The organism is Streptomyces sp. NBC_01622, assembly GCF_045209635.1.
Lineage (GTDB): Bacteria > Actinomycetota > Actinomycetes > Streptomycetales > Streptomycetaceae > Streptomyces.
In genome coordinates this window covers 2218492-2242310 of the sequence record NZ_CP109293.1, presented here as the reverse complement: position 1 = coordinate 2242310, position 23819 = coordinate 2218492, and the positions used below count along the sequence as shown (strand labels likewise).

Annotated in this window: 21 protein-coding genes; 10 read left to right on the top strand and 11 right to left on the bottom strand. The window is 69.7% G+C overall.

Annotation, left to right across the window (positions count from 1 at the left end):
* The first annotated feature begins 70 nt into the window (after window positions 1-70).
* Both OH768_RS10300 and OH768_RS10295 read left to right on the top strand, forming a co-directional pair.
* Window positions 71-1075, top strand: a complete 1005-nt coding sequence (locus OH768_RS10300) for an Lrp/AsnC family transcriptional regulator (RefSeq protein ID WP_406465212.1) — start codon at window positions 71-73, stop codon at window positions 1073-1075.
* Window positions 1076-1300: 225 nt separating this feature from the next.
* Complete coding sequence (locus OH768_RS10295) at window positions 1301-2455, top strand: DUF3500 domain-containing protein (protein WP_406452270.1); 1155 nt, start codon at window positions 1301-1303, stop codon at window positions 2453-2455.
* Window positions 2456-2604: 149 nt separating this feature from the next.
* On the opposite strand, the gene OH768_RS10290 is transcribed toward OH768_RS10295, so the two are convergent.
* Window positions 2605-3474 carry a LysR substrate-binding domain-containing protein gene (locus OH768_RS10290; protein ID WP_406465210.1) on the bottom strand — a complete coding sequence of 290 codons (870 nt, stop codon included), beginning with the start codon at window positions 3472-3474 and terminating at the stop codon, window positions 2605-2607.
* Between the two features lie 182 nt (window positions 3475-3656).
* On the opposite strand from OH768_RS10290, the gene OH768_RS10285 reads away from it, so the two are divergent.
* A complete protein-coding gene (locus tag OH768_RS10285) occupies window positions 3657-4673 on the top strand; it encodes a bile acid:sodium symporter family protein (protein ID WP_406452268.1) in 1017 nt (338 codons plus the stop codon).
* Here OH768_RS10285 and OH768_RS10280 read toward each other — a convergent pair.
* The 3 genes from OH768_RS10280 to OH768_RS10270 all read right to left on the bottom strand — a co-directional run bounded on the left by OH768_RS10280 (window position 4606) and on the right by OH768_RS10270 (window position 8819).
* Complete coding sequence (locus OH768_RS10280; RefSeq protein ID WP_406452266.1) at window positions 4606-5844, bottom strand: DUF4185 domain-containing protein; 1239 nt, start codon at window positions 5842-5844, stop codon at window positions 4606-4608. The genes OH768_RS10285 and OH768_RS10280 overlap by 68 nt on opposite strands.
* 10 nt (window positions 5845-5854) lie before the next feature.
* Window positions 5855-7726 carry an exo-alpha-sialidase gene (locus OH768_RS10275; RefSeq protein WP_406452264.1) on the bottom strand — a complete coding sequence of 624 codons (1872 nt, stop codon included), beginning with the start codon at window positions 7724-7726 and terminating at the stop codon, window positions 5855-5857.
* A 91-nt stretch (window positions 7727-7817) separates the two neighbouring features.
* The gene (locus OH768_RS10270; protein ID WP_406452262.1) at window positions 7818-8819 is read right to left on the bottom strand and encodes a zinc-binding alcohol dehydrogenase family protein; all 1002 of its coding nucleotides are present in this window, start codon (window positions 8817-8819) and stop codon (window positions 7818-7820) included.
* A gap of 92 nt (window positions 8820-8911) precedes the next feature.
* Here OH768_RS10270 and OH768_RS10265 point away from each other — a divergent pair, with 92 nt between their 5' ends.
* Both OH768_RS10265 and OH768_RS10260 read left to right on the top strand, forming a co-directional pair.
* On the top strand, window positions 8912-9349 hold the full coding sequence (locus tag OH768_RS10265) for a MarR family winged helix-turn-helix transcriptional regulator (protein WP_406452260.1): 438 nt from the start codon (window positions 8912-8914) through the stop codon (window positions 9347-9349).
* A 19-nt stretch (window positions 9350-9368) separates the two neighbouring features.
* Window positions 9369-9917: an isochorismatase family protein gene (locus OH768_RS10260; protein ID WP_406452258.1), complete on the top strand. Its 549-nt coding sequence runs from the start codon at window positions 9369-9371 to the stop codon at window positions 9915-9917.
* Window positions 9918-9959: 42 nt separating this feature from the next.
* On the opposite strand, the gene OH768_RS10255 is transcribed toward OH768_RS10260, so the two are convergent.
* A complete protein-coding gene (locus tag OH768_RS10255) occupies window positions 9960-10679 on the bottom strand; it encodes an SDR family oxidoreductase (protein WP_406452256.1) in 720 nt (239 codons plus the stop codon).
* A gap of 146 nt (window positions 10680-10825) precedes the next feature.
* Here OH768_RS10255 and OH768_RS10250 point away from each other — a divergent pair, with 146 nt between their 5' ends.
* Entirely contained in the window at window positions 10826-11656 is an 831-nt protein-coding gene (locus OH768_RS10250) for a LysR family transcriptional regulator (protein WP_406465208.1), read from the top strand.
* Between the two features lie 73 nt (window positions 11657-11729).
* Here the strand turns inward: OH768_RS10250 and fdhD are convergent, their stop codons facing one another.
* Both fdhD and OH768_RS10240 read right to left on the bottom strand, forming a co-directional pair.
* Window positions 11730-12578, bottom strand: coding sequence for a formate dehydrogenase accessory sulfurtransferase FdhD (gene fdhD, locus OH768_RS10245; protein ID WP_388107965.1), 849 nt, complete (start codon window positions 12576-12578; stop codon window positions 11730-11732).
* A gap of 205 nt (window positions 12579-12783) precedes the next feature.
* On the bottom strand, window positions 12784-13755 hold the full coding sequence (locus tag OH768_RS10240) for a 2-dehydropantoate 2-reductase (protein ID WP_406452254.1): 972 nt from the start codon (window positions 13753-13755) through the stop codon (window positions 12784-12786).
* A 261-nt stretch (window positions 13756-14016) separates the two neighbouring features.
* On the opposite strand from OH768_RS10240, the gene OH768_RS10235 reads away from it, so the two are divergent.
* The 4 genes from OH768_RS10235 (at window position 14017) to OH768_RS10220 (ending at window position 17407) form a co-directional block, all read left to right on the top strand.
* Window positions 14017-15360, top strand: a complete 1344-nt coding sequence (locus OH768_RS10235; protein ID WP_406452252.1) for an OFA family MFS transporter — start codon at window positions 14017-14019, stop codon at window positions 15358-15360.
* Window positions 15329-15463: a hypothetical protein gene (locus OH768_RS10230; protein ID WP_019073074.1), complete on the top strand. Its 135-nt coding sequence runs from the start codon at window positions 15329-15331 to the stop codon at window positions 15461-15463. Before OH768_RS10235 ends, OH768_RS10230 begins: the two co-directional genes overlap by 32 nt.
* 149 nt (window positions 15464-15612) lie before the next feature.
* A complete protein-coding gene (locus tag OH768_RS10225; RefSeq protein WP_406452249.1) occupies window positions 15613-16551 on the top strand; it encodes a beta-ketoacyl-ACP synthase III in 939 nt (312 codons plus the stop codon).
* 178 nt (window positions 16552-16729) lie between these two features.
* The gene (locus tag OH768_RS10220) at window positions 16730-17407 is read left to right on the top strand and encodes a GntR family transcriptional regulator (RefSeq protein ID WP_406465207.1); all 678 of its coding nucleotides are present in this window, start codon (window positions 16730-16732) and stop codon (window positions 17405-17407) included.
* A 114-nt stretch (window positions 17408-17521) separates the two neighbouring features.
* Here OH768_RS10220 and OH768_RS10215 read toward each other — a convergent pair whose 3' ends face one another.
* The 4 genes from OH768_RS10215 to frc form a co-directional block, all read right to left on the bottom strand.
* Window positions 17522-18919: an OFA family MFS transporter gene (locus OH768_RS10215; RefSeq protein WP_406452247.1), complete on the bottom strand. Its 1398-nt coding sequence runs from the start codon at window positions 18917-18919 to the stop codon at window positions 17522-17524.
* A 1-nt stretch (window position 18920) separates the two neighbouring features.
* Window positions 18921-20309, bottom strand: coding sequence for an OFA family MFS transporter (locus tag OH768_RS10210; protein WP_406452245.1), 1389 nt, complete (start codon window positions 20307-20309; stop codon window positions 18921-18923).
* A 119-nt stretch (window positions 20310-20428) separates the two neighbouring features.
* Window positions 20429-22573 carry an acetate--CoA ligase family protein gene (locus OH768_RS10205; RefSeq protein WP_406452243.1) on the bottom strand — a complete coding sequence of 715 codons (2145 nt, stop codon included), beginning with the start codon at window positions 22571-22573 and terminating at the stop codon, window positions 20429-20431.
* Window positions 22574-22577: 4 nt separating this feature from the next.
* On the bottom strand, window positions 22578-23810 hold the full coding sequence (gene frc / locus OH768_RS10200; RefSeq protein WP_406452241.1) for a formyl-CoA transferase: 1233 nt from the start codon (window positions 23808-23810) through the stop codon (window positions 22578-22580).
* Between the last annotated feature and the right edge of the window lie 9 nt (window positions 23811-23819).

Sequence of the window (23819 nt, the reverse complement as noted above, 5' to 3'; positions counted from 1 at the left end):
CCCTCCCGGACGATCACCGCCGAACAGGGCACCTCATCGCCGGAATCCGACAGGAGCAGCCGTGCTGGAGATGGAATCCGACACCCTCGACCGGCTCGACATGCAACTGCTCACCGCACTGGAGATCAACGGCCGCGCCTCCTTCAGCCGCCTCGGCGCGGTCCTCGGCGCCTCCGACCAGACCATCGCCCGCCGCTACCGCAGACTCACCGCCGAGGCCGGCCTCCGCGTCGTCGCCATCCGCGACGCCGAACGCCTCGGCCAGGACCAGTGGATGCTGCGCCTGCGCTGCGCCCCCGACAACGCCCTCAACATCGCCGACGCCCTCGCCAGACGCCCCGACACCGCCTGGATCGGCCTCGCCTCCGGCGGCACCGAGATCGTCTGCCTGACCCGCCCGCGCACCCCCGGCGACTACGACGACCTCCTGCTCGGCAAACTCCCGCGCACCCCCAGCGTCCTGGACATCCGCGCCCACCAGATGCTGCACCGCTTCTACGGCGGCCCCACGGGCTGGCTCCGCCGCTTCAAAGTGCTGGCGGACGACCAGATCGCCGCCCTGCTCCCCGAACCGGCGCCGACACCGGGCCCCGCCCGCATCGACCCGGACGACGAGGCCCTGATCGCCGTCCTCGAACGCGACGGACGCGCCACCCACCCCGAACTCCAGCGCGCCACCGGCCGCTCCGAGTCCGCCGTCAAACGCCGCCTCGCCGCGCTGATCGGCTCCGGAGCGGTGTACATCGACATCGAGTACGACTCGGAGGTCTTCGGATACGCGCGTGCGGCCGTGCTGTGGATCACGGCGACCCCCGCGGCACTGCACTCGGTCGGCGAGGCACTGGCCACCCACGACCAGATCGCCTACGCGTCCGCTACGGCCGGCACGTCCAACATCGTCGTGACGGCCGTAGTGAAGGACACGGCGGGGCTCTACGACTACCTCAGCGGACCCCTCGGACAGCTCGACGGGGTGCGGCACGTGGAGGCGAGCCCGTTCCTGCGCCGGGTGAAACAGCTGACGTACCGGACGCTTCCGCTCAACTCGCCCTCAACTCGCGCCCCCTCAAAGTAAGTTCAAGATAAATCATGCGCAACACCAAGCACTCGGAGGCGTGAATCACAGTGTTCGGCGATCGAATGTGGCTCGTCCAAAACGATGCCGCAGGGATTTCCGCAAAGATCTTTCCCGGCGCCGGAAAAAATCTTCGTAAGTCCTCAGGGCGAGACCCCTGAAAGGAATATCCAATTGAAGACCAAAAACGCTCACCGCAGGTCCCTGGGACGGCACAGGAAGGTGGTGGGGGCCTTAGCGGCGGCGACGGCCCTCCTCGGCGGCGGGCTCTACGCCAACGCGAACGCCGCCTCCGTCCAGTCCGACCCGTCCAGCAGCGCCTCCGCCTCGGACCCCGGATCCCCGTCCCAGTCCACCCCGGGATCCACCTCCCCGTCCACTCCCGGATCCGCCCGCCCGTCCGCCGTCGTGCCCTCGAACTCCGCCGGGACCGGCACGTCCGTCTCGGACGTGGTCGACGCCGCCAACACCTTCCTCGACACCCTGGACGACGACCAACAGGCCGACGTACTCCTCGACTTCACCCAGGCCAACGCCGTCGCCTGGTCGAACCTCTCGTGCGGCGCGACCTGCCGGGTCGGCATCGAACTCAGCTCGCTCGGCGACACCCAGCTCGCCGCGGCCAAGGCGGTGGTCGAGGCCGCCACGGGCACCGGCAGCGACTCCGGCTACGACCAGATCTCCCAGATCCTCGCGGCCGACGACGTCCTCGGCGAGACCGACAGCAGCTACGGCAGCGGCAACTACTACCTCGCCTTCCTCGGCACCCCGAGCACCACCGGCACCTGGCAACTGCACTTCGGCGGCGACCAGTTGGCCGTCAACCTCACCTACAAGGACGGAGAGGTCGCCGGCGCCACCCCGTACTTCGCCGGCGTCGAACCCGTCAGCTGGACCGACGACGGCACCACCTACGCACCCCTGTCCGGGATGCACGACGGGCTGGTGTCGATGCTCGAAGGCCTGACCGACGACGAGCTGACCGAGGCGAAGCTCTCCGACACCACCACCGACGTGGTGCTCGGCCCGGACGACGACGGCGACTTCCCCACCACCAAGGAAGGCATCGCGGCCGGCGAACTCACCGACGAGCAGCAGCAGTTGATCCTCGACGCCATCACACCCTGGGTCGAGGCCGCGGACGACACGACCGCCGAGTCCACCCTGAGCACCTACACGTCGGAGCTCGACGACACCTACATCTCCTACTCCGGCACCACCGCACTGGACACCGCGGGCGACTACGTACGCATCGACGGACCCGGTGTCTGGATCGAGTTCTCGGTCGAGGACGGCGTGGTCGACACCAGCCAACTCGGCTACAGCAGCGTCTACCGCGACCACGACACCGACTACGGAGGAGAGTTCTCGTTCTCCTGAACCGCATAACGGGCGGCGCTGCTCCTGACCGACAGCGCCGCCCGCTGCCGCGCATTCCCGCAGTCGGTATTTCTTGCACGGCTCTCTTTCCCACCCCGCGGAATTCGATATCGACATCGCCCCGCAATGGAACGCCGATACTGCCGGTATTACGGACCGCGCCGATGCAGCCGATCCCCGCCCGCCAGAATCGCCGCCGCCAGCGCGTCCGCCGCCCCCTGTGCGGAAACCCGGCGCCGCCCGTGCACCAGCACGAAATCGACCTCGCCCAATTCCGGCAGTCCCGCCCGCTCCGGCACCCGCACAAGTCCCGGCGGCACCAGCCCCTTCGAGTGCGCCATCACCCCGAGTCCCGCCCGGGCGGCGGCGATCAGCCCGTTCAGACTGCCGCTCGTACAGGCGATCCGCCACGCCCGCCCCTGCCGCTCAAGTGCCTCCATGGCGAGGGCCCGAGTGATCCCCGGCGGCGGATAGACGATCAGCGGCACCGGACGGTCCGCGTCCAGCCGCAGCCGCTCCGCACCGATCCACACCAGCTTGTCGTGCCACACCAGTTCACCCCGCGGATCCTCGGCCCGCCGCTTCGCCAGCACCAGGTCCAGCTTCCCGGCCGCCAGTTGCTCATGCAGCGTCCCCGACAGCTCCACCGTCAGCTTGAGATCGACCTCGGGATGGTCGTACCGGAAGCCCTCCAGGATCTCCGGCAGCCGGGTGAGGACGAAGTCCTCGGACGCGCCGAAGCGCAGCCTGCCGCGCAGCCGGGTGCCGGTGAAGAACGCCGACGCCTGCTCCTGCACCTCCAGGATCCGGCGCGCGAAACCGAGCATCGCCTCGCCGTCCTCCGTCAGCTCCACGGAGTGCGTGTCCCGCGTGAACAGCTGCCGCCCCGTCGCGTCCTCCAGCCGCCGCACATGCTGGCTCACCGTCGACTGGCGCAGCCCGAGCCGCCGCGCGGCCTGCGTGAAACTCAGCGTCTGGGACACCGCGAGGAAAGTCCGCAGGTGAGAGAGGTCGTACATGGCATACACCATGGCATACACGGTATCCGGTCATCGCGAAACGTGATGGCAGTCAGAGCGGTATGACGGATTCCCGATCAAGGGGCGGAGGAGGACGATGGGGAGCGCACGAGTCCGCGCCGGACAGCGGACGCACAGCGAGACAGTGGAGCACAGTGAAACGCCTGCGATGGCCCAGTCGGATGCCGATCGACCCCTACATCCTGCTGCTCCTCGGGACGGTCGGCATCGCCGCACTCCTCCCCGCCCGGGGCACCGGCGCCGACGTCGCCTCGGGCGCCTCCACGGCCGCCATCGCCTTCCTCTTCTTCCTCTACGGCGCCCGCCTCTCGACGCGTGAAGCACTCGACGGCCTCAAGCACTGGCGACTGCACACCACCGTCCTGGCCTGCACGTTCGTCGTCTTCCCGCTGCTCGGGCTGGCCGCCCGCGGCCTCGTGCCGGTGCTCCTGACCCACCCCCTCTACCAGGGGCTGCTGTTCCTCACCCTCGTCCCGTCGACCGTCCAGTCCTCGATCGCGTTCACCTCGATCGCGCGCGGCAACGTGCCCGCCGCGATCTGCGCCGGCTCCTTCTCCTCACTCGCCGGCATCGTCATCACCCCGCTGCTCGCCGCCGCCCTGCTCGGCGGCAACGCGGGCGGCTTCTCCGCCGACTCCGTCGTCAAGATCGTGCTGCAGCTCCTCGTGCCCTTCCTCGCCGGGCAGCTGCTGCGGCGCTGGGTCGGCGGCTTCATCACCCGGCACAAGAAGATCCTCGGCTACGTCGACCGCGGCTCGATCCTCCTCGTCGTCTACACCGCGTTCAGCGAAGGCATGGTCCAGGGCATCTGGCACCAGGCCAGCGCGCTGCGCCTGGCCGGACTGCTCGCCGTCGAAGCGGTCATCCTCGCCGTGATGCTCACCCTGACCTGGTACGGCGGCAAGGCGCTGCGCTTCGACCGGGAGGACCGGATCGCCATCCAGTTCGCCGGCTCGAAGAAGTCCCTCGCCTCCGGACTGCCCATGGCCAGCGTCCTGTTCGGCGCCCACGCCTCCCTCGCCGTGCTGCCGCTGATGCTGTTCCACCAGATGCAGCTGATGGTGTGCGCGGTCATCGCCAAGCGCCGGGCCCGCGATCCGCAGCCCGAGGTCACCGGGCGGGCGGCCCCAACCGCAGGGTCACGAACCGCGGTCGGTACAGCGACACGTTCCGGCTGAGGTTCCAGGCCGCCGAAGTGGCCGTCGCGTCCAGCCAGTTGACGTCATAGCTGAGCACGATCCGCCCGTCGCCGCCGAGTGCCGGATGCACCTGCGGGTTGTACGCGGCGACCTGCCCCGGGGGCAGCGGCGGACTGAATCCCCGGGCCGGCCCGTGCCACGGCCCGACGGGCGAACAGGCCCAGTACGAGGTCACGGTGGTCAGCCCCCGGCTGCCCGCCGCCATCGTGAACAGGACGTACGTCCCCCCGTCCCGCACCACCGAGAACGCGCTCCCCACACCGATGTGCCGACCGTCCCCGAGCACCGCCCGCGGCCCGGCCCGGGCCGTCCACGCCGAACCGTCCCAGTACTCCCAGGCACCCGGCTCCCCGAGCCGCCCCTCCGGCACCCGTGCCACATACGCCGAGGACGTCGGCCGGGCCGCCGCCTGCGCATCGTTCCCCCCGAAGACATACGTCCACCCGCCCACCGCGACCAGCGTCGTCCCGAACTGCACACGCCGGGACGGGTCCTGGACAAGCTGCTGGTCGAAGACCTTCACGATCGACTCCACCCGCAGATCCGGCAGCGACAGCGTGGCCACCTCGGTCGCGGTCGGCACCCCGTAGATCCACGGATACGCCCCCGCCGTCCGCGTCCACAGCAGCACCCGTACGACCGACTCGGCCGAGCCGGGGGAGCGGGGCTCGACGCGGGCCGCCACCGGCCAACGCCACTCACTGGGGCCCGGATCGGGGAACAGCGGGGCCGGGAGCGTGAGTTGGGGGTGCCCGTCGCTCATCACCACCGCCGAGTTGCGCACCAGCGGCGCCGTGGTGTCCCGCCAGACGTACGACTCGCCGACCGGGTTGGGCGGCCCGTGCACCTGGCCGAGATAGGTGTCGGAGAACAGCCACAGCACCCGCCCGTCCGGCAGCCGCACCGAGTGGGTGCCGTCGCCGCCGGTCCAGTCGTCGGTGCGGGTCGCGTCGTCGCCGTACGCGGCAAAGGAGTTGGTGAGCGGTGCGTCCGCCGACCAGGAGCGCACCGCACGGGCCGGGCACGCGCCGCCGCCCTCCCGGTCGTGGTCCTCAGGGAGGGCGGTGAGCAGCACGGCCGCGAGAGCCAGGGTCAGCAGCAGGCCGACCCCGGTTCCCGTCCGCTGTCGTGCTCGTCGGTCCTCGGGCACGCCCGGGACGTTAGTGGCTGCCGCTCACCTGGTCCATGGGCAGCCACAGCACGGTCCCGGCGGCGGGCGGACGCTGCGCGGCCAGCTCGTCGTCCGTCAACAGCCGGTCCCAGACGTGGACTTCGTCGAGGGACCCGGTGAAGTACTGCAGGCTGTCCACCCGTTGGCCCAGGTGCACGCCGAACGGCGAGTTGCGGCTGACGGACCCCACGACATCCGCCGTGCTCACCGTCGTTCCGTCCACGGACAGCGTCAACTGCCCACCGCCGCGCCGCACCACGGCGTGATGCCACTGCCCGTCGTCGTAGGCGCCGGCGGTCACCACGGAGGTGGTGTGGACGGCCGTCGCACCGTCCCGGGTGGTGATCAGCGCCCGCACGTGGTTGCCTGCGGGCTCACCGCGCAGCCACACCTGCGGCTGGCTGGTGCCGACCCCGCCCATCCACAGGAACGGCTGATCGCCCGTCGTCGCGGTGTAGCGGAACCAGAGGGAAGCCGTGAAGTCCTTCGTCCCCAGGGGCAGTCGGTCGCTGTACGGCAGACGTACGGCGTCGTCGACACCGTCGAAGGACAGCGCGCCGCCCGACACACCGTCCGTCTCCCGCGCGCCGCCGAGCACGGCCGCCCGCCCGGCGTGCGGAGCGAGGTCGGCGGTCGTCGGGTCCGGGCCCCGACGCGGTTGCAGCCAGGCCTCGTCGAAGCGGGCGAAGCGGATCTCGTCGGTCGCCGACACGGCACCGCCCTCGAAGAGCAGCCCCACCGTGTCACCGTCGATGCGCGCCATGTCGGAGTAACCGGACCAGTCCTTCGTCACCACCGTGCCGCGGTCCACGCCGTCCCAGGTGCGCCCGCCGTCGTAGGAGGAGCGGATCATCATCGTGCGGCGGCGGTCGGGATCCGCGTCGCAGGACAGCAGGATCCGGGAGCCGACGCCGAGCGTCGCGCACTGCACCTGCGGGGCGTACAGGCCGGGCAGGTCGCGGAAGGGCGCGGTGAAGCTGTCACCGCCGTCCCGGCTGACCGCCTGGGTACGGTGGCCGAGGTCGGTGCCGTCCTGCTCACGGCCGCTCACCAGGATCGAACCGTCGGTGCGCTCGGTCATCGTCAGCTCGGACGGTTTCTGCCGCCAGGTCCCGTCGGCCGCGATCGGGTACGAGTCGGTCGCGCCGATCCTCCAGTGGTCGCCGCCGTCGTCGCTCACGATCAGCGCCGCGTTGTTCGCGGTGACCCGACTCCCGTCCCAGGTCTCGGTGTTGACGCCGAACACGAGCCGGCCCCGGTGCCTGCCGCGGGTGAGCTGGATGCCGTGCACGGGGCCGGTGGCGTACCAGGAGTTCCAGTCCGGAGGCAGGATCTCCTCGCTCAGGTCACGCGGCTGCGACCAGGTCAGGCCGTCGTCGTCGCTGTACTGCATGTGCGGGGTGCGGTCGCAGGGGACCGAGCAACTGGCGCTGTCCGTACGGCCCGGGTTGTACGTCTCGGCGAGCAGGATCCGGCCCGTCCCGCGGTCCACGACGGGCGCCGGGTTGCCGTGCGTGTCCCCGCCGCCGTGGTTGACGACCTGCAGCGGGCTCCAGGTGGCGCCGTCGTCGGTGGAGCGTTTGACGACGATGTCGATGTCGGCGGCGTCACCGCAGTTGAGGACCCGGCCCTCGGCGAACGCGAGCAGCGTCCCGTCGTTCGTCCGCACGACGGCCGGGATCCGGAAGCAGGCGTAGCCCGGATCCCGGGACGCCTTGAAGAGGACCTGCTGGTCGAACTCGGGTGTGGGGGAGGTGGTTTGAGCGGCGGCGTGCGCGGGGCTCGGGAGCACGAGCAGCGCGGCCAGGGTGAGTGCGGCGGTGAGGGTGGATCTCAGACGTGCGCGAAGACTTGACGGCATGGTGGTGCAACCTGCCCTTCATTCATCGTGACATCCGGACATCCCATGTCCAACGGGCGCGCCGCAGACGTTAGTTGGGGCATCCGAAGCCTCACAAGAAGCGTGCAGCGTTCGGCGTCACGGAAGTTGACGGTGACGGAAGGAAAGTGAGTGGGCGTCCGACGGACCCGGCGCCCCAGGGGCGCAGGACGACCTTGCCGAGGTTGCTCCGCGACTCGATCACCCGGTGCGCCTCGGCCGCCTCCGCCAGCCCGAACTCCCCGTGCACGAAAGGCTTCAGAGCACCCTCGGCGAACAACCGCCACAGCTCTCGCCGCCACCGCTCGTACAACTCCGGCTTCCCGCGCGCGATCCGCGCCATCTGGAACCCGATCACGGACTTCGCGCCCACGAGAAGGTCGTACGCCTGGATCGTCCCGCCGCCCGAGCTGTACGCGACGAGCCGCCCGCCCGGGACGAGCGCCGCCACCGCCGGGGTGAGCAACTCGCCGCCCACCGCGTCGAGTACGCAGTCGACCGGCTCGACCGAGCCCAACGCGTCGTAGGCGATCACCTCGTCGGCACCCAGGGCGCGCACGAAGTCGCCCTTCGCCGGATCGGAGACCGCGCCCACCACCCGCCCCGCGCCCCGGGCCCTCGCCAACTGCACGGCGAGATGGCCGACTCCGCTCGCCGCGGCCGTGATCAGCACGGCCTCGCCGGGCTCGGGCCGGGCCGCGTCCAGCACGCCGAGGGCCACCAGTCCGCTGCGGACGAGCGCGACCGCGTCGACGGCGGAGGCGGTGCCGGGTACGGGGGATGCCATGGCCTCGTGGAGGACGGCGAAGCCGGCGTATCCGTGCCCGAAGCACAGCCCCGTCACGCGCTCGCCCACCCCGAAGCGGGTCACGCCCTGTCCTGCGGCGGCCACCTCGCCCGCGATCTCACCACCGAGCGGGATCGGATCGGCCGCCTCGGTGACCTTGCGGACGACCGGCAGCGTGACCCCGACCGCCTCGGTGCGCACGAGGAGCTCACCGGGGCCCGGCTCGGGGACGGGGGCCTCCTCCAGGAACAGCGGGCCGCCGGTGGACTCGTACCGGACGCGACGCATCACACCTCCAGAATCGTCGGGAATCGTTGGGTGGCCCAATGATATTCACGATTTCATTGGGAAGTCCAACGACTTTTCGCTAGGCTGCCCCCATGGCCGAAGCGCCCCTCCCCGCGATCCGCTCCCTCCCCAGCTGGCTCCTCGGCCGAGCCGCCGCCCGCGGCCGGGCCCTGGTCGCCGACGCCCTGGCCGCCGAAGGCCTGAAGATGTGGCACCACGTGGTCCTCTCCGCCGTCCGCGACCTCGCCCCCGTCGCCCAGGCCGACCTCGGCCGCGGTGTCGGGCTCGACCCCAAGGACCTCGTCGGCGTCCTCAACGACCTCCAGGCCGCACACCTGGTCGTCCGCGAACCGGACCCGAAGGACCGCCGCAAGAACGCGGTGTCGCTCACGGCCGAGGGCGCACGGCTGCTGAAGCGGTGCGAGAAGGCGGCCCGCGAGGCCAACGACCGGCTCCTCGCCCCGCTGACGGCGGCCGAACGCGACCGGTTCATGGACCTGTTGATCCGGATCTCCGGTACGGACGGCTGACGGGAGCTAACGTTCCGTCATGACCCCACCGCAGACTCCCGAAACCCGGCTCGCCCTCGACCCCGCGCGCACCGCCCTGGTCCTCGTCGACCTGATGGACCGCATCGTCGCGCTGCCGCTCGAACCGTACAAGGGCACCGAAGTCCTCTCCGTGGCCGAGGAGTTGGCCGCCGCCTTCCGCTCCGCCGGAGCGCCCGTCGTACTGATCCGCGTCGAACGCCCCGGCATCACCGAACAGCCCTCCGGCAGCGGACTCGCCGCCGGACTGGCCAAGGACGGCGACCTGAAGATCGTGAAACAGACGCTCGGCGGCTTCCAGGGCACGGGACTTGACGAACGCCTGCGCCAACGAGGCGTCGACACCCTGGTGTTCGGCGGGATCGCCACCAACCTCGGCGTCGAGTCCACCGCCCGCGCCGCCGGCGACCTCGGCTACCGACTCGTCTTCGCCGAGGACGCCATGAGCGCGCTCACCGAGGCCGAACACCAGGCGTCGGTCAAACTCGACTTCCCACGGCTGGGGTCGGTCGTGACGGCGGCGGAGGTGAGTCTCACGCCGAGCGGCTGAGACGCCCCGCGCTCAAGGCGGTCGAGAAGTGCGGCCCGGCCATCAGACGAGAAGGGTGCCGCCGTCCACGACCACCGTCGAACCCGTGCTGTAGCCGCCGCGCATCAGATACAGATACGCCTCGGCGACATCGGCCGGCTCGCCGATCCGGCCGACCGGCAGCGACCCGGCGACGGACTCGAACAGGCCGTCCCGGTGCTCCTCGCCCAACTCCCGCCACAACTCCGTGCGGACCACACCGGGCGCGACCACGTTGACCCGCAGCGGCGCCAGCTCCAGGGCCAGCGCCCGGGTCAGCGACTCCATCGCCCCGCACAGCGCGGCGGCGACGGACGTACCGGACATCGGCCTGCGCCCGGCGGTACCCGTGGTCAGCACCACAGAACCCCCCTCCCGGATCGAGTCGGCACCGTACTTCACCGCCGTGTACGCACCCCACAACCGGGTGTCAAGGAACGCCCGGGCCCGCCCCAGGTCGGACTCCGCCACGCTCTCCATCAGCAGCGCCTCACCCGCCGTGTACACCAGGTGGTCGTAGCCGCCGAGCCCCGCGAAGAAGTCCCGCACCGCGTCCTCGTCGCTCGCGTCGAGCACCCGGCCCTCCGCGTCCTGAGGGAGCCGCTTCAGCGCCGCGTCGACACTCTCCTGCCGGCGCGAGGCGACCACCACCCGGGCACCCTCCCGCCCGGCCGCCTCCGCGACCGCGAACCCGATACCCGCCGTACCGCCGATGACGACGATCCGCTGTCCTCGCAGTCCCATGTCCTGCCCCTCTCGTGTCGCTGTGACGTCGTCCAGCCTGCGGTCGCCGCCACCCCGCCGTCCAAGACCTCTTCCGGCGACGGCGATACCCTGAAGGCATCGCCGACGGCAACCGCAACGGCAACGGCAGGGAGGCGGTGGCATTCATGGACCTCGACCTGCGGAAGGTCCGCTACTTCGTGACGGTGGCCGAACTGCTCCACTTCGGGCGCGCGGCCGAACAGCTCCACATCGCGCAGCCCGTGCTGAGCCGTCAGATCCGGGCCCTGGAAAAGGACTTGGACACCACCCTCTTCGAACGCGACAGCCACGGCGTGACCTTGACGGCCGCCGGACGCCAACTCCTCGACGACGGACAGACCTTGCTCGCCTCAGCGAACGCCACCCGCCGCAGGGTTCAGCGCGCCACACACGGGCCGCACCGCCTCGTCGTCGGCTTCCGCGCCGGTGTCGTGATCACCCCCACGCTGCGCGCCTTCGCCGCCGCCCACCCCGACACCGAGGTCAAGGCCCGCCGCGTCGAATGGGACGACCAGGAACAGCTCATCCTCGACGGCACCGTCGACCTCGCCTACCTGCGCCGCCCCATCCGCGAACAGGGCCTCACCCTGCTCCCGCTGTTCACCGAGCCCCGGGTGGCCATGCTCCCCGCCGACCACCGGCTCGCCGGCAAACCGGACCTCGTCCTGGCCGACCTCGACGGCGAGACCTGGCTGCGCTACCTCAACCCCCACCCCGACCCCGACGACGTACCGATCCGCAGCATCGAGGAGAAGTTCGAGAACGTCGCCTCCGGAGCGGGCATCACCCTCGTCCCCGTCTCCGTCGCCGAGCAGTACTCCCGCCCCGACATCACCTACGTCCCCGTCACCGACGCCGAACCCGACGAGGTGATCCTCGCCTGGGAGACGACCCGCCGCTCACCCCTCGTCACGGCGTTCGCACGGGCCGCACAAGGCGTCGAGCGTCGGGACTGAGGCGGGGCCCCTGCGGCGCAGGGGGCGCTCCCCGCCGGCCGGGGCCCCGCCGCCGTGCCGCGAGGCGAAGGCGTCAGCCCTGGGCGGCCGCGGCCCGCAGGGCGATACGGTCCTCGCCCGCGTACACGTTCATGTTGCTGCCCCGCAGAAAGCCCACCAGGGTCAGACCCGTCTCCGCCGCCAGGTCCACAGCCAGCGACGAGGGCGCCGACACCGCCGCCAGCACCGGGATCCCGGCCATCACGGCCTTCTGCGCCAGCTCGAAGGAGGCCCGGCCGGAGACGAGCAGAATCACCCGGGACAGCGGCAGGTCCCCGTTCTGCAGGGCACGGCCGACCAGCTTGTCGACCGCGTTGTGCCGGCCCACGTCCTCCCGTACGTCCAGCAGCTCGCCCTCCTCGCTGAACAGGGCCGCCGCGTGCAGACCCCCGGTCCGGTCGAAGACCCGCTGGGCCGCGCGCAGCCGGTCGGGGAGGCTCGCCAGCAGCGCGGGCTCGACACGGACCGGGGGAGTGTCGGCGATCGGCCAGCGGGTCGTCGTCCGGACCGCGTCCAGGCTCGCCTTGCCGCACAGACCGCACGACGACGTCGTATACACGTTCCGCTCCAGCGTGATGTCCGGAATCACCACGTCCGGGGCGGTCCGCACGTCGACGACGTTGTAGGTGTTCGTCCCGTCGACCGTCGCCCCCGCGCAGTACACGATGTTCCGCAGATCGTATGCAGTCGCCAGTACGCCTTCGCTGACCAGGAACCCGGCCGCGAGCGCGAAGTCGTCGCCCGGTGTCCGCATGGTGATCGCGAGAGGTTTGCCGTTGAGGCGGATCTCCAGGGGTTCCTCGGCGACGAGCGTGTCCGGACGGCTGGAGACCGCGCCGTCGCGGATCCGGATCACCTTGCGTCGTTCCGTGACTCGTCCCATGTCCTGATCAGCCCCGGTTCTGTACGTGCTGGTGGCCGAAACGGCCCTTGATACGGAGAATGCCGTGGGCCACCCGGTCGCCGTGCGACGAGATGACCTTCACCGTCCCATTGTCCTGCACGCGCCGAGCGAGGTCGCGCCCGCTCCGCGGTACACGCACACCGGGGCCGCCACGGTCCGGCTCGCACTCCTCACCCGGCGCTCCTCATGCCGCGCTCCTCAGCGCGAGCAGGTCCGAGATGGCGTGCACGGTGCGCAGGGTGGGCACCTCCACGCCGGTGATCTCCGCCAACTCGACGACGGCCGCGAGCAGTACGTCGAGTTCGAGCGGCTTGCCGCGCTCCAGGTCCTGGAGCGTCGAGGTGCGATGGTCGCCGACGCGCTCCGCGCCCGCGAGCCGCCGCTCGATGGAGACGCCGACCTCGCAGCCCAGGGCCTCGGCGACCGAGAGCGTCTCGGTCATCATGATCTCGATGACCCTGCGGGTACCGCCGTGCAGACACATCTGCCGCATGGTGGCGCGGGCCAGCGCGCTGATCGGGTTGAACGAGATGTTGCCGAGCAGCTTGAGCCAGATGTCGTTGCGCAGCTCCGGCTCGACCGGGCACTTCAACCCGCCGGCCCGCATGGCCTCGCTCAGCGCGAGACACCGCGCCGAGACGCTCCGGTCGGGCTCCCCGATCGAGAACCGGGTGCCCTCGAGATGGCGCACGACTCCCGGGCCCGCGAGCTCCGTTGCCGCGTAGACGACACAGCCGACGGCCCGCTCGGGCGCGAGCACCGCACTGACCGCGCCGCCCGGGTCCACACTCTCGATGCGCTGCCCGTCGTAGGGGCCGCCGTGCGCGTGGAAGTACCACCACGGGATGCCGTTCTGGGCCGCCACCACCGCCGTGGTGTCGTGCAGCAGGGGCTCGATGAGCGGCCCGCACGCCGCGTACGAGTTGGCCTTCAGACCGAGGAGGACGAAGTCGACCGGACCGATCTCCGCCGGGTCGTCGGTGGCATGGGCACGGGCGGTGAAGTCGCCGCGCGGGCTGAGGACTTGGACACCGTGCTGCCTCATGGCCGCGAGATGCGGTCCACGGGCGACGAGATGCACATCGGCGCCCGCACGGTGGAGCGCGGCGCCGACATAGGCGCCGATCGCACCGGCGCCGAGGACTGCGACTTTCACTGGGACTCTCCGTTCGGTCGAGGGAGTACCGCGGAGGTGGCTGCCGTGACTGCCGTCGGGCCAGTGCGGACGGCAGCCGAACAATGTCGACGAAATATTGTCTACAGTATGGAGTCGAGGCTCGGCAAGGGTTCGGACAGCGACCGTTGCGTCAACGACCGTTCTGGCGGCGACCGTTCGGCGCACCCTGCATACCGCTCATCGCACACGGCCGACGCGCCGCCTTCTCAACTCCCTTGTCACTCCCTACCGTCCGGGATCATGAGTCCCCCAGTAGCACCCCCGGCGTGGAGCCGCTGGCTGGTTCCCCCCGCCGCCCTCTCGGTGCACCTCTCCATCGGCCAGGCCTACGCCTGGAGCGTCTTCAAGCCGCCGCTCGAATCCTCACTCAACCTCAGCGGCACGCAGAGCGCGCTGCCCTTCCAGCTCGCCATCGTCATGCTCGGCCTCTCGGCCGCGTTCGGCGGCACCCTCGTCGAACGCAACGGACCGCGCTGGGCAATGACCGTCGCCCTGATCTGCTTCTCCTCCGGCTTCCTGATCTCCGCGCTGGGCGCGGAGACGAAGCAGTTCTGGCTGATCGTCCTCGGCTACGGCTTCGTCGGCGGGATCGGCCTCGGCATCGGCTACATCTCACCGGTCTCGACCCTGATCAAGTGGTTCCCGGACCGGCCCGGCATGGCCACCGGCATCGCCATCATGGGCTTCGGCGGCGGCGCGCTCATCGCCTCCCCCTGGTCCGCCCAGATGCTGAAGTCGTTCGGCTCCGACAACACCGGCATCGCGCAGACGTTCCTCATACTCGGTCTTTCGTATGCAGTCTTCATGACCCTCGGCGTGCTGCTCGTAAGGGTGCCGCGCACCGAGGACTCCCAGGACCCGGCGAACGAGCCCGGCGCCCCCGCCCTCACCGGCGTACAGGTCTCCGCCAACAGCGCCGTGCGCACCCCGCAGTTCTGGTGCCTGTGGGTCGTCCTGTGCATGAACGTGACCGCGGGCATCGGCATCCTGGAGAAGGCCGCCCCGATGATCACGGACTTCTTCGCGGACACCTCCACACCGGTCTCCGTGTCGGCCGCCGCAGGCTTCGTCGCACTGCTCTCCGCGGCCAACATGGCGGGCCGTATCGGCTGGTCGTCGACCTCCGACCTGATCGGCCGCAAGAACATCTACCGCGTCTACCTCGGCGTCGGCGCGATCATGTACGCGCTCATCGCACTGTTCGGCGACTCCTCGAAACCCCTGTTCATCCTGTGCGCGCTGGTGATCCTCTCCTTCTACGGCGGCGGCTTCGCGACCGTACCCGCGTACCTGAAGGACCTCTTCGGGACCTACCAGGTCGGCGCGATCCACGGCCGGCTCCTCACCGCCTGGTCCCTGGCCGGTGTCCTCGGACCGCTGATCGTGAACTGGATCGCCGACCACCAGAAGGACGCCGGCAAACACGGCGCCTCCCTCTACGACACCTCCTTCGTCATCATGATCGGGCTGCTCGTCATCGGCTTCGTCGCCAACGAACTCGTCCGCCCCGTCAACGCCCGCCACCACATCCCCGCCCCGAGGAAGGCCGCCGATGTCGAACGACAGCAGTCAGAGCCCGCCTGACCGACGACCGCTGATCGCCTTCGCCTGGCTCTGGGTCGGCGCACCCCTCGTCTACGGCCTCTACGAACTGATCCTCAAGGCGAAGCAGCTGTTCACCGGCTGAATGTTCGGTGCATACCGTCGACCGCAGGACGGATGACAGAAGCCGACAACCCGGACGGCAGTTTCCTGTGGCATCACCTGCCGTCGTACCCGCGAGTCACTGGCAAGACTGGTGGATCCCGCTACCCAAGGCAACGAGGGGGACCACCCATGAACGGCACGCGGATCGCCGCCGTCGGCCACTACCAGCCCGCCAAGGTACTCACCAACAAGGACCTGGCGGGCATGGTCGACACCAGTGACGAGTGGATCACCTCCCGGGTCGGCATCCGGACCCGGCACATCGCCGGACCCGACGAACCCGTCGACGAGCTCGCCGCGCACGCCGCCGCCAAGGCACTCGCCGCCGCCGGCCTGACGCCCGGGGACATCGACCTCGTCCTGGTCGCCACCTCCACAGCCATCGACCGCTCCCCGAACATGGCCGCCCGCGTCGCAGCCCGCCTCGGCATCCCCTCGCCCGCCGCCATGGACGTCAACGTCGTGTGCGCCGGCTTCACCCACGCCCTGGCCACCGCCGACCACGCCGTCCGCGCGGGAGCGGCCGTACGGGCCCTGGTCATCGGCGCCGACAAGATGTCCGAGGTCACCGACTGGACCGACCGCACGACCTGCGTCCTCGTCGGCGACGGAGCGGGCGCAGCCGTCGTCGAGGCCGCCGACGAACCCGGCATCGGACCGGTCCTGTGGGGATCCGTGCCCGAGATGGGCCACGCGGTACGGATCGAGGGCACACCCCCGCGCTTCGCGCAGGAGGGCCAGAGCGTCTACCGCTGGGCCACCACCCAGCTCCCGCCCATCGCCCGCAAGGCCTGCGAGAAGGCCGGCCTGACCCCCGCCGACCTCGCCGGCGTCGTCCTCCACCAGGCGAACCTGCGCATCATCGAGCCCCTCGCCGAGAAGATCGGCGCCGTCAACGCGGTCGTCGCCCGCGATGTCATCCAATCGGGCAACACCTCCGCCGCCAGCATCCCCCTCGCGTTCTCGAAGCTCGTCGAACAGGGCGCCGTCCGCACCGGCGACCCCGTCCTGCTGTTCGGCTTCGGCGGGAATCTGTCGTACGCCGGTCAGGTCGTACGGTGCCCGTGACCTGCGCACACGCTCGGCCGCGGCGTCGGATGTGACGAGGCCGACTCCCACACCTCCTGGCTACTGTGCGCCGTAGACTGTAGACGAAAGACAATCGATACTTGGTCGTACGGCCACTGACTGCTGTCTACTGTCCGCTCTGTACAAAATGCTGGTGCTGCCCAGGAGGGGGACCGTGATGTTGTCCGCAGGACTGCCGCCGGGAGCGGTGCCCAAGCTCGAACGCCCGGGCCCGCTGCGCGACCGTGTCTACGAGGCGCTGCTCGAACTCATCACCACGCGCGCCCTGCAGCCCGGCCAGCATCTCGTCGAGAGCGAACTCGCCGGGCACCTCGGAGTGTCCCGGCAGCCCGTGCGGGAGGCGCTGCAGCGGCTCAACACCGAGGGCTGGGTCGATCTGCGGCCCGCCCAGGGCGCGTTCGTGCACGAGCCGACGGAGGAGGAGGCCGACCAACTCCTCACCGTACGCACCCTGTTGGAGGCCGAGGCCGCCCGGCTCGCCGCCGCCGACGCGGGCAGCGCCGGCATCGCCGTCCTTCAGGAGCTGTGCGCGGAGGGCGAGCGCGCCGTCGACGCCGACGACGTGGACGCCGCCGTCGCCATGAACGCCCGCTTCCACGCGAAGGTCATGGAGCTGGCCGGCAACGCGGTCCTCGCCGAACTCGCCGCGCAGGTCGACCGCCGGGTCCGCTGGTACTACACGCCGGTGGCCCGGCAGCGCGGCCTGACGTCCTGGATCGAGCACCGTCACCTGATCGACGCGATCGCGGCCCGCGACGAACTGCGCGCGAGTCTGCTGATGCGCGAACACACCGAACACACCCGGCGGTCGTACCACGAGCGCGAGAAGTCCTGAGCCCCACAAGGCTCCTGACGCTCCAACAGATTCGAAGCTCGATGGCCCTCCCGCATCGAGGAGGGCCATCGGGTGGGTCCGGGCAGGCCTGCGCCGGTGCCGTGGGGCGAACTGTCAGGCCGCGGGCTGTGGTTGGGGAACGGGCGCCGACTCCCGGTCCCCGCGCCCGGGTTGGCGCAGCAGCAGCGCGATCGCCGCCGCCACCATCGAGACGCCGCCGGCCAGCGCGTACGCCCCGTTGTAGCCCCAGGCCGCGACCACCATCGAGCCGAGGCCGCCGCCGAACAGGCCGCTGATGAGCTTGCCGCTGTACACCAGGCCGTAGTTGGTGGCGTTGAAGTTCTCGCCGAAGTAGTCCGGGGTCAGGGCCGCGAACATCGGGTAGAAGGCGCCCCCGCCGAAACCGGAGAGGAACGCGAAGAACAGGAACAGCCACTCGCTGCGCAGATGGCCGGCCCAGATCACGCCGAACTGGGCGAGACCCAGGACCAAGATGACGAAGACCAGGGTGAGTTTGCGGCCCCACAGGTCGGACAGCCAGCCGACCACCGCGCGGCCGATGCCGTTGATGACGGCCATCACGCCCATCGAGGAGGCCGCCACCAGCGGGCCGAAGCCGACGTCCTTGGCGAAGTCGACCTGGAAGGAGATCCCGAAGATCGACACCCCTGCGGTCAGCACGATCGACAGCCACATCAGCGGCAGCATCCCGGTACGGATGGCCTCCTTGGGCGTGAACTGCCGTACAGCAGGGGGATTCTTGGCGAGGCGCGTCGCGCTCTTGTCGTTGCCGCCACAGGTCAGCGGATCGATGTCGGCGGGCCACCAGTTCTTCGGCGGGTCCTTGAAGAAGAACGCGCACCCGAACACCACGATCAGGATGTAACAGCCGATCAGATCCAGGACCCGGTGGTAATTCCCGGTGTCGAAGGCGTAGTTGAAGATGAAGATGAACGGCAGCGAACCGTACGCGAAGCCGCCGTTGACGAACCCGGTGCGGGCGCCCCGCCGTTCGGGGAACCACTTGCCGACCATGTTGATGCACGTCGCGTAGACCAGACCGGCGCCGATGCCGCCGATCACGCCGAAGCCGGTGATCGCCAGCCACACGTTGTCCAGGTGGGACAGCGCGAGGAAACCGATCACGCACATGACGGAGCCGGTGTACATCGCCTTGCGGGCCGTGAGGATGCCCTTCTCCCGCAGCCAGCCCGCGGGGAAGGCGATACCGGCCTGGAAGAAGACCCAAATGCTCAGGATCCAGAAGGTGTTGCTCTGCGTCCAGCCGTGCGCGCTGGACAGCGTGTCCTCCGCGGAGCCGTACGCGTACTCGAAGACACTGATCGCCATCATGGCGATCCAGGGGAGGTAGATCATGATCTTGCGTGAGTGGCCGAGGATGTCCCGGTCGGTCTCGCCGACGCGGTAGACGCGGCCGTTGGCGTCGGTCACTTCACGGTAGGGACGGTTCGCGGCGCCGGATTCGTTCGTGGTGATGGGATCTGCGGTCATGTCACGCCATCTCCTCGCCGAGCGGGTGCGGGTTGGGCACGATGCGCCGGGCGCTGGGCCTGCCCGGAGCCTTGAGGAAGAGCGCCAGCACCGCGGAGGCCAGGCCCACGGAACCGGCCAGGACGAACGCGCCGTGGTAGTCCCACTCACCGACGACGACCGCGCCCAGACCGGAGCCGACGAGCCCCGAGATCAGCTTCGAGCTGTAGACCATCCCGTAGTTGCTGGCGTTGTTGTTCTCACCGAAGTAGTCCGCCGTCATGGCCGCGAACAGCGGGAAGATCGCCCCGCCGCCGAAACCCGAGACCATGGAGCAGAACAGGAAGAACGGCATGCTGCCCATCTGGCCCGAGACCAGCACGCCGAACTGCGCGGTGCCGAGCACGAGACACACGATGATCAGCGTGTGGCGGCGGCCGAAACGGTCGGAGATCCAGCCGATAACCCCGCGCCCGGTGCCGTTCACGATCGCCTTCAGGGACATCGCCGTGGCCACGATCCCGCCCGCGAAGCCCATGTCCTTGCCGAACGGCACCTGGAAGGCGATGCCGAAGATGTTGATGCCGGCCGTGCACAGCAGACAGAACCACATCATCCAGAGCACGGGGGTACGGGCGGCCTCCTTCGGGGTGTACTGCTTGACCGCCGGCGGGTTCTTCTCCAACGCCCGCCGGATCCTGGGGTCTTGGGCCGCCTTCAGCGGATCGACGTGCGCGGGCCACCAGTTCTTCGGCGGATCACGGAAGAACCAGCCCGCCGACGCCACCACCAGACACAGTCCGACGCCGACCAGGCTGAGCAGCACCTTGTAGTTGCCCAGGTCCAGCACCGAGGTGAACAGGAACACGAACGGCACGGACCCGTACGCGAATCCGCCGTTGACGAAGCCCGTCTTGCCGCCCTTGCGCTCCGGATACCACTTGCCGACCATGTTCACGCAGGTTGCATACACAAGACCGGCGCCGATGCCACTGCACATACCGAATCCCAGGTACGCGACGAGCACATTCGGTGCGAACGCCAGCGCCAGATAGCCCAGCAGCGTGCCGAGCGCGCCGATCAACATGGCCGTACGGGCCGGAAGCCGGCCGCTCTCCCGCAATTGTCCGGCCGGGAAGGCCACGGCCGCCTGGAAGAACACCCAGACGCCCATCAGCCAGAAGATGTGCCCACTGCTCCACAGATGCGCGTCGTGGAGCGTGTCCTGCGCCGACGTGAACGCGTACTCGGCGGAACTGATGCCCATCATGCCCACCCAGGGCAGGACGACCATCCACTTGCGCGCCCGGCCCATGATGTCGACATCGGATTCACCGATGCGGTACACGCGGCCGTGACGATCCGTCACCTCCCTGAAAGGGACGGACGTCGAGTAGTCCGTTGTTGCCATCGCTCAGTGCCCCTTGCGTCGAAAGTTCTGGCCAGCGCCCCCTGTCCATTGCCTTTCGTGTGCGCACGGGTCCGGGGGCCGGCCGACCGCACTGTCGGCCGGCCCCGCGTCGGATCACGTCATGAACCACCGCCCAACAGCCCTGCCGCACGCGCCCATTGGTACTTCGCGCCGAGCACGGCCACCGGCTTCTCGGTCGTGTACGGGTACGCCACCACCCCGCGCTCGTACAGGTACTGGCAGGCCTCCTCGACCTCCACGTCACCCGCGAGCGACGCCACCACCGGCTTCTCGATCCCACGCTCCCTGAACTCGGCCACCACGCGCGCGGTGAGCTCCGCGAAGACCATCGGGGGAGTGACGATGGTGTGCCAGTAACCGAGGACCAGCGCGTGGATGCGCGGATCCTCGAGTCCCAGCCGGATCGTCGCCTCGTACGTCGACGGCGGCTCGCCCCCGGTGATGTCGACCGGGTTGCCCGCGGCCCCGAAGGGCGGAATGAACTCCCGGAAGGACGCGTCCAGATCCGGTGGAATCTCCATCAGGGAAAGGCCGTTGTCGGTCACCGCGTCCGAGAGCAGCACACCGCTGCCGCCCGCGCCCGTGATGATAACGACGTTGTCGCCCTTGGGAGTTGGCAGCACCGGCAGTCCGCGCGCGTACTCCAGCATGTCGTTGAGCCCCGGGGCACGGATGACACCGGCCTGCTTCAGGACATCCGTGTACACGGCGTCGTCGCCCGCCAGCGCGCCCGTGTGCGACCCGGCGGCCTTCGCCCCCGCCGCCGTACGACCCGCCTTCAGCACCACAACCGGCTTGCGCGGTACGGTCTTTCGGGCCGCCTCGACGAACGCGCGCCCGTCCTTGAGATCCTCCAGGTGCATCGCGATGCACTCCGTGTGCGGATCCTCGCCGAACCAGGTCAGCAGGTCGTCCTCGTCCAGGTCCGACTTGTTGCCGAGCCCGACGATCGCCGACACCCCCGTCTTCGTGGTCCGCGCGAACCCCAGGATGGCCATCCCGATGCCACCGGACTGCGAGGTCAGCGCCACCCCGCCCTTCACGTCGTACGGCGTGCAGAACGTGGCGCACAGATCGTGCCAGGTCGAGTAGTAGCCGTAGATGTTCGGCCCGAGGAGGCGGACGCCGTAGCGCTCGGCGATCTCGACCATCTCTTCCTGGAGTCGGACCTCACCGGTCTCGGCGAACCCGGAGGGGATCAGGACGGCGTTGGGGATGTTCTTGCGACCCACCTCCTCCAGCGCTGCTGCCACGAACTTGGCGGGAATGGCGAAGACAGCCACATCCACCTCACCGGGAACGTCCGTGACACTCTTGTACGCCTTGCGGCCGAGGATGTCATCGGCCCGGGGGTTCACCGGATGGATCTCCCCGGCGAAACCGCCGTCGACGAGATTGCGCATCACCGAATTGCCGATCTTGCCCTGCTCGTTCGAGGCACCGATCACGGCGACCGAGGTCGGCTCCATGAGGCGGCGCATGGTCGTCAGGATCTCGTCGCGTGTATACCGTCGACGGGCTACCGGCTGCGACTCGGCGAGGATCACCCGGATGTCCGCCGCGACCGCGCCCTCCGGAGTCGCGATCACCGGATTGAGATCCACCTCGGCGATCTCCGGGAAGTCCGCGACCAGTTGGGACACCCGACGGATCTGCTCCGCGACCGCCCACCGGTCGACGGCCGGTGCGCCGCGCACCCCGCGCAGGATCTCCGCAGCCCGGATCGAGTCCAGCATCGACAACGCCTCGTCCGCGCTCACCGGCGCGAGCCGGAACGTCACGTCCTTGAGCACCTCGACCAGCACCCCGCCGAGCCCGAACGCGACCACCTTCCCGAACGTCGGATCGGTCACCGCGCCGACGATGACCTCCTGCCCCCGCGGCAGCAACTCCTGCACCTGGACGCCCTCGATACGGGCCTGCGCGTCGTACGCCCGCGCGTTGTCGACGATCCTGTGGAACGCGGCCCGTACGTCCGCCGCGCCCTCCACCCCGACGATCACGCCACCCGCGTCGGTCTTGTGCAGGATGTCGGGCGAGACGATCTTCATCACCACGGGCCCGCCGAACCGTGCCGCGTACGCCACGGCCTCGTCGACGTCCGTCGCCAACTCCTCACCCGGTACGGCGATCCCGTAGGCGTCGGCGATCACCTTGCCCTCGGGCGCGGTCAGCGCGAACCGCCCCTCCGCCCGCACGGAGTCGAGCAGGGCCCGCACCTTCAGGACCCGGTCCTCTGCCATCACGTCAGATCACCCCGTTCGACTTGAGGAGGCGCAACTCTTCGTCGCCGAGACCGAGTTCGCCGATGTAGACCTCTTCGTTGTGCTCGCCGAGCAGCGGTGAGCTGGTCACGTCCACGGGGGAGTCGGAGAGCTTCAGCGGGCTGCCGACGGTGACGAACTCACCGCGCTCGGGGTGCGGCACCGTCACGAGCATCTCGTTGGCGACCAGCGAGGCGTCCTCGATGATCTCCCTCGTCGACAGGATCGGCCCGCACGGGATGTTGTGGGCGTTGAGCTTCTCCAGCACCTCCCACTTGGGGAGCGTGGACGACCACTCCTCGATCAGCTGGAACATCTTGGCCAGCTGCGGCAGCCGGGCCTCCGGCGTCGCCCACTCGGGGTCCTCGGCCAGCTCGGGCCGGCCCATCAGCTCGGTGAGCGGCTTCCAGCCGACCGGCTGCACGATGACGTACACATAGTCGTTCGGGCCTCCCGGCGCGCACTTCACCGCCCAGCCGGGCTGTCCGCCGCCGGACGCGTTGCCCGAGCGGGGCACCTCGTCGCCGAAGTCCTCGTTCGGATACTCGGCGAGCGGCCCGTGCGCCAGGCGCTGCTGGTCGCGCAGCTTCACCCGGCACAGGTTCAGCACGGCATGCTGCATGGCCACGTTGACGCGCTGACCGCGGCCGGTGCTCTCCCGCTGGAAGAGTGCCGCCAGTATCCCGGCTACTGTATGCACTCCTGTGCCGGAGTCGCCGATCTGAGCGCCCGTGGCCAGCGGCGGCCCGTCCTCGAAGCCGGTGGTCGACATCGACCCGCCCATCGCCTGCGCGACGACCTCGTACGCCTTGAAATTGGTGTACGGGCCGTCTCCGAAGCCCTTGATGGACGCATACACAATGCGGGGATTGATCTCCTGTATGCGATCCCAGGTGAACCCCATACGGTCGACCGCGCCCGGCCCGAAGTTCTCGACCATGACGTCGGAGCGCCGGATCAGCTCGGTCAGGATCTCCTTGCCGCGCTCGGTCTTGGTGTTGAGGGTGATGCTCCGCTTGTTGCAGTTGAGCATCGTGAAGTAGAGGGAGTCGACGTCCGGGAGGTCGCGCAGCTGCTTGCGCGTGATGTCACCGGTCGGTGCCTCCAGCTTGACGACGTCGGCGCCGAGCCAGGCGAGCAGCTGGGTGGCGGAGGGGCCGGACTGGACGTGCGTCATGTCGAGGACGCGGATGCCCTCAAGTGCCCTGGCGGTCATGGCCGTTCA

Bases quoted from the DNA above. Each gene is read 5' to 3' on its own strand.
- OH768_RS10300 (WP_406465212.1), top strand. From the start codon at position 71: ATGGAATCCGACACCCTCGACCGGCTCGACATGCAACTGCTCACCGCA.
- OH768_RS10290 (WP_406465210.1), bottom strand. From the start codon at position 3,474: ATGTACGACCTCTCTCACCTGCGGACTTTCCTCGCGGTGTCCCAGACG.
- OH768_RS10285 (WP_406452268.1), top strand. From the start codon at position 3,657: ATGCCGATCGACCCCTACATCCTGCTGCTCCTCGGGACGGTCGGCATC.
- OH768_RS10275 (WP_406452264.1), bottom strand. From the start codon at position 7,726: ATGCCGTCAAGTCTTCGCGCACGTCTGAGATCCACCCTCACCGCCGCA.
- OH768_RS10270 (WP_406452262.1), bottom strand. From the start codon at position 8,819: ATGCGTCGCGTCCGGTACGAGTCCACCGGCGGCCCGCTGTTCCTGGAG.
- OH768_RS10265 (WP_406452260.1), top strand. From the start codon at position 8,912: ATGGCCGAAGCGCCCCTCCCCGCGATCCGCTCCCTCCCCAGCTGGCTC.
- OH768_RS10260 (WP_406452258.1), top strand. From the start codon at position 9,369: ATGACCCCACCGCAGACTCCCGAAACCCGGCTCGCCCTCGACCCCGCG.
- OH768_RS10255 (WP_406452256.1), bottom strand. From the start codon at position 10,679: ATGGGACTGCGAGGACAGCGGATCGTCGTCATCGGCGGTACGGCGGGT.
- OH768_RS10250 (WP_406465208.1), top strand. From the start codon at position 10,826: ATGGACCTCGACCTGCGGAAGGTCCGCTACTTCGTGACGGTGGCCGAA.
- fdhD (WP_388107965.1), bottom strand. From the start codon at position 12,578: ATGGGACGAGTCACGGAACGACGCAAGGTGATCCGGATCCGCGACGGC.
- OH768_RS10235 (WP_406452252.1), top strand. From the start codon at position 14,017: ATGAGTCCCCCAGTAGCACCCCCGGCGTGGAGCCGCTGGCTGGTTCCC.
- OH768_RS10230 (WP_019073074.1), top strand. From the start codon at position 15,329: ATGTCGAACGACAGCAGTCAGAGCCCGCCTGACCGACGACCGCTGATC.
- OH768_RS10225 (WP_406452249.1), top strand. From the start codon at position 15,613: ATGAACGGCACGCGGATCGCCGCCGTCGGCCACTACCAGCCCGCCAAG.
- OH768_RS10220 (WP_406465207.1), top strand. From the start codon at position 16,730: ATGTTGTCCGCAGGACTGCCGCCGGGAGCGGTGCCCAAGCTCGAACGC.
- OH768_RS10215 (WP_406452247.1), bottom strand. From the start codon at position 18,919: ATGACCGCAGATCCCATCACCACGAACGAATCCGGCGCCGCGAACCGT.
- OH768_RS10210 (WP_406452245.1), bottom strand. From the start codon at position 20,309: ATGGCAACAACGGACTACTCGACGTCCGTCCCTTTCAGGGAGGTGACG.
- OH768_RS10205 (WP_406452243.1), bottom strand. From the start codon at position 22,573: ATGGCAGAGGACCGGGTCCTGAAGGTGCGGGCCCTGCTCGACTCCGTG.
- frc (WP_406452241.1), bottom strand. From the start codon at position 23,810: ATGACCGCCAGGGCACTTGAGGGCATCCGCGTCCTCGACATGACGCAC.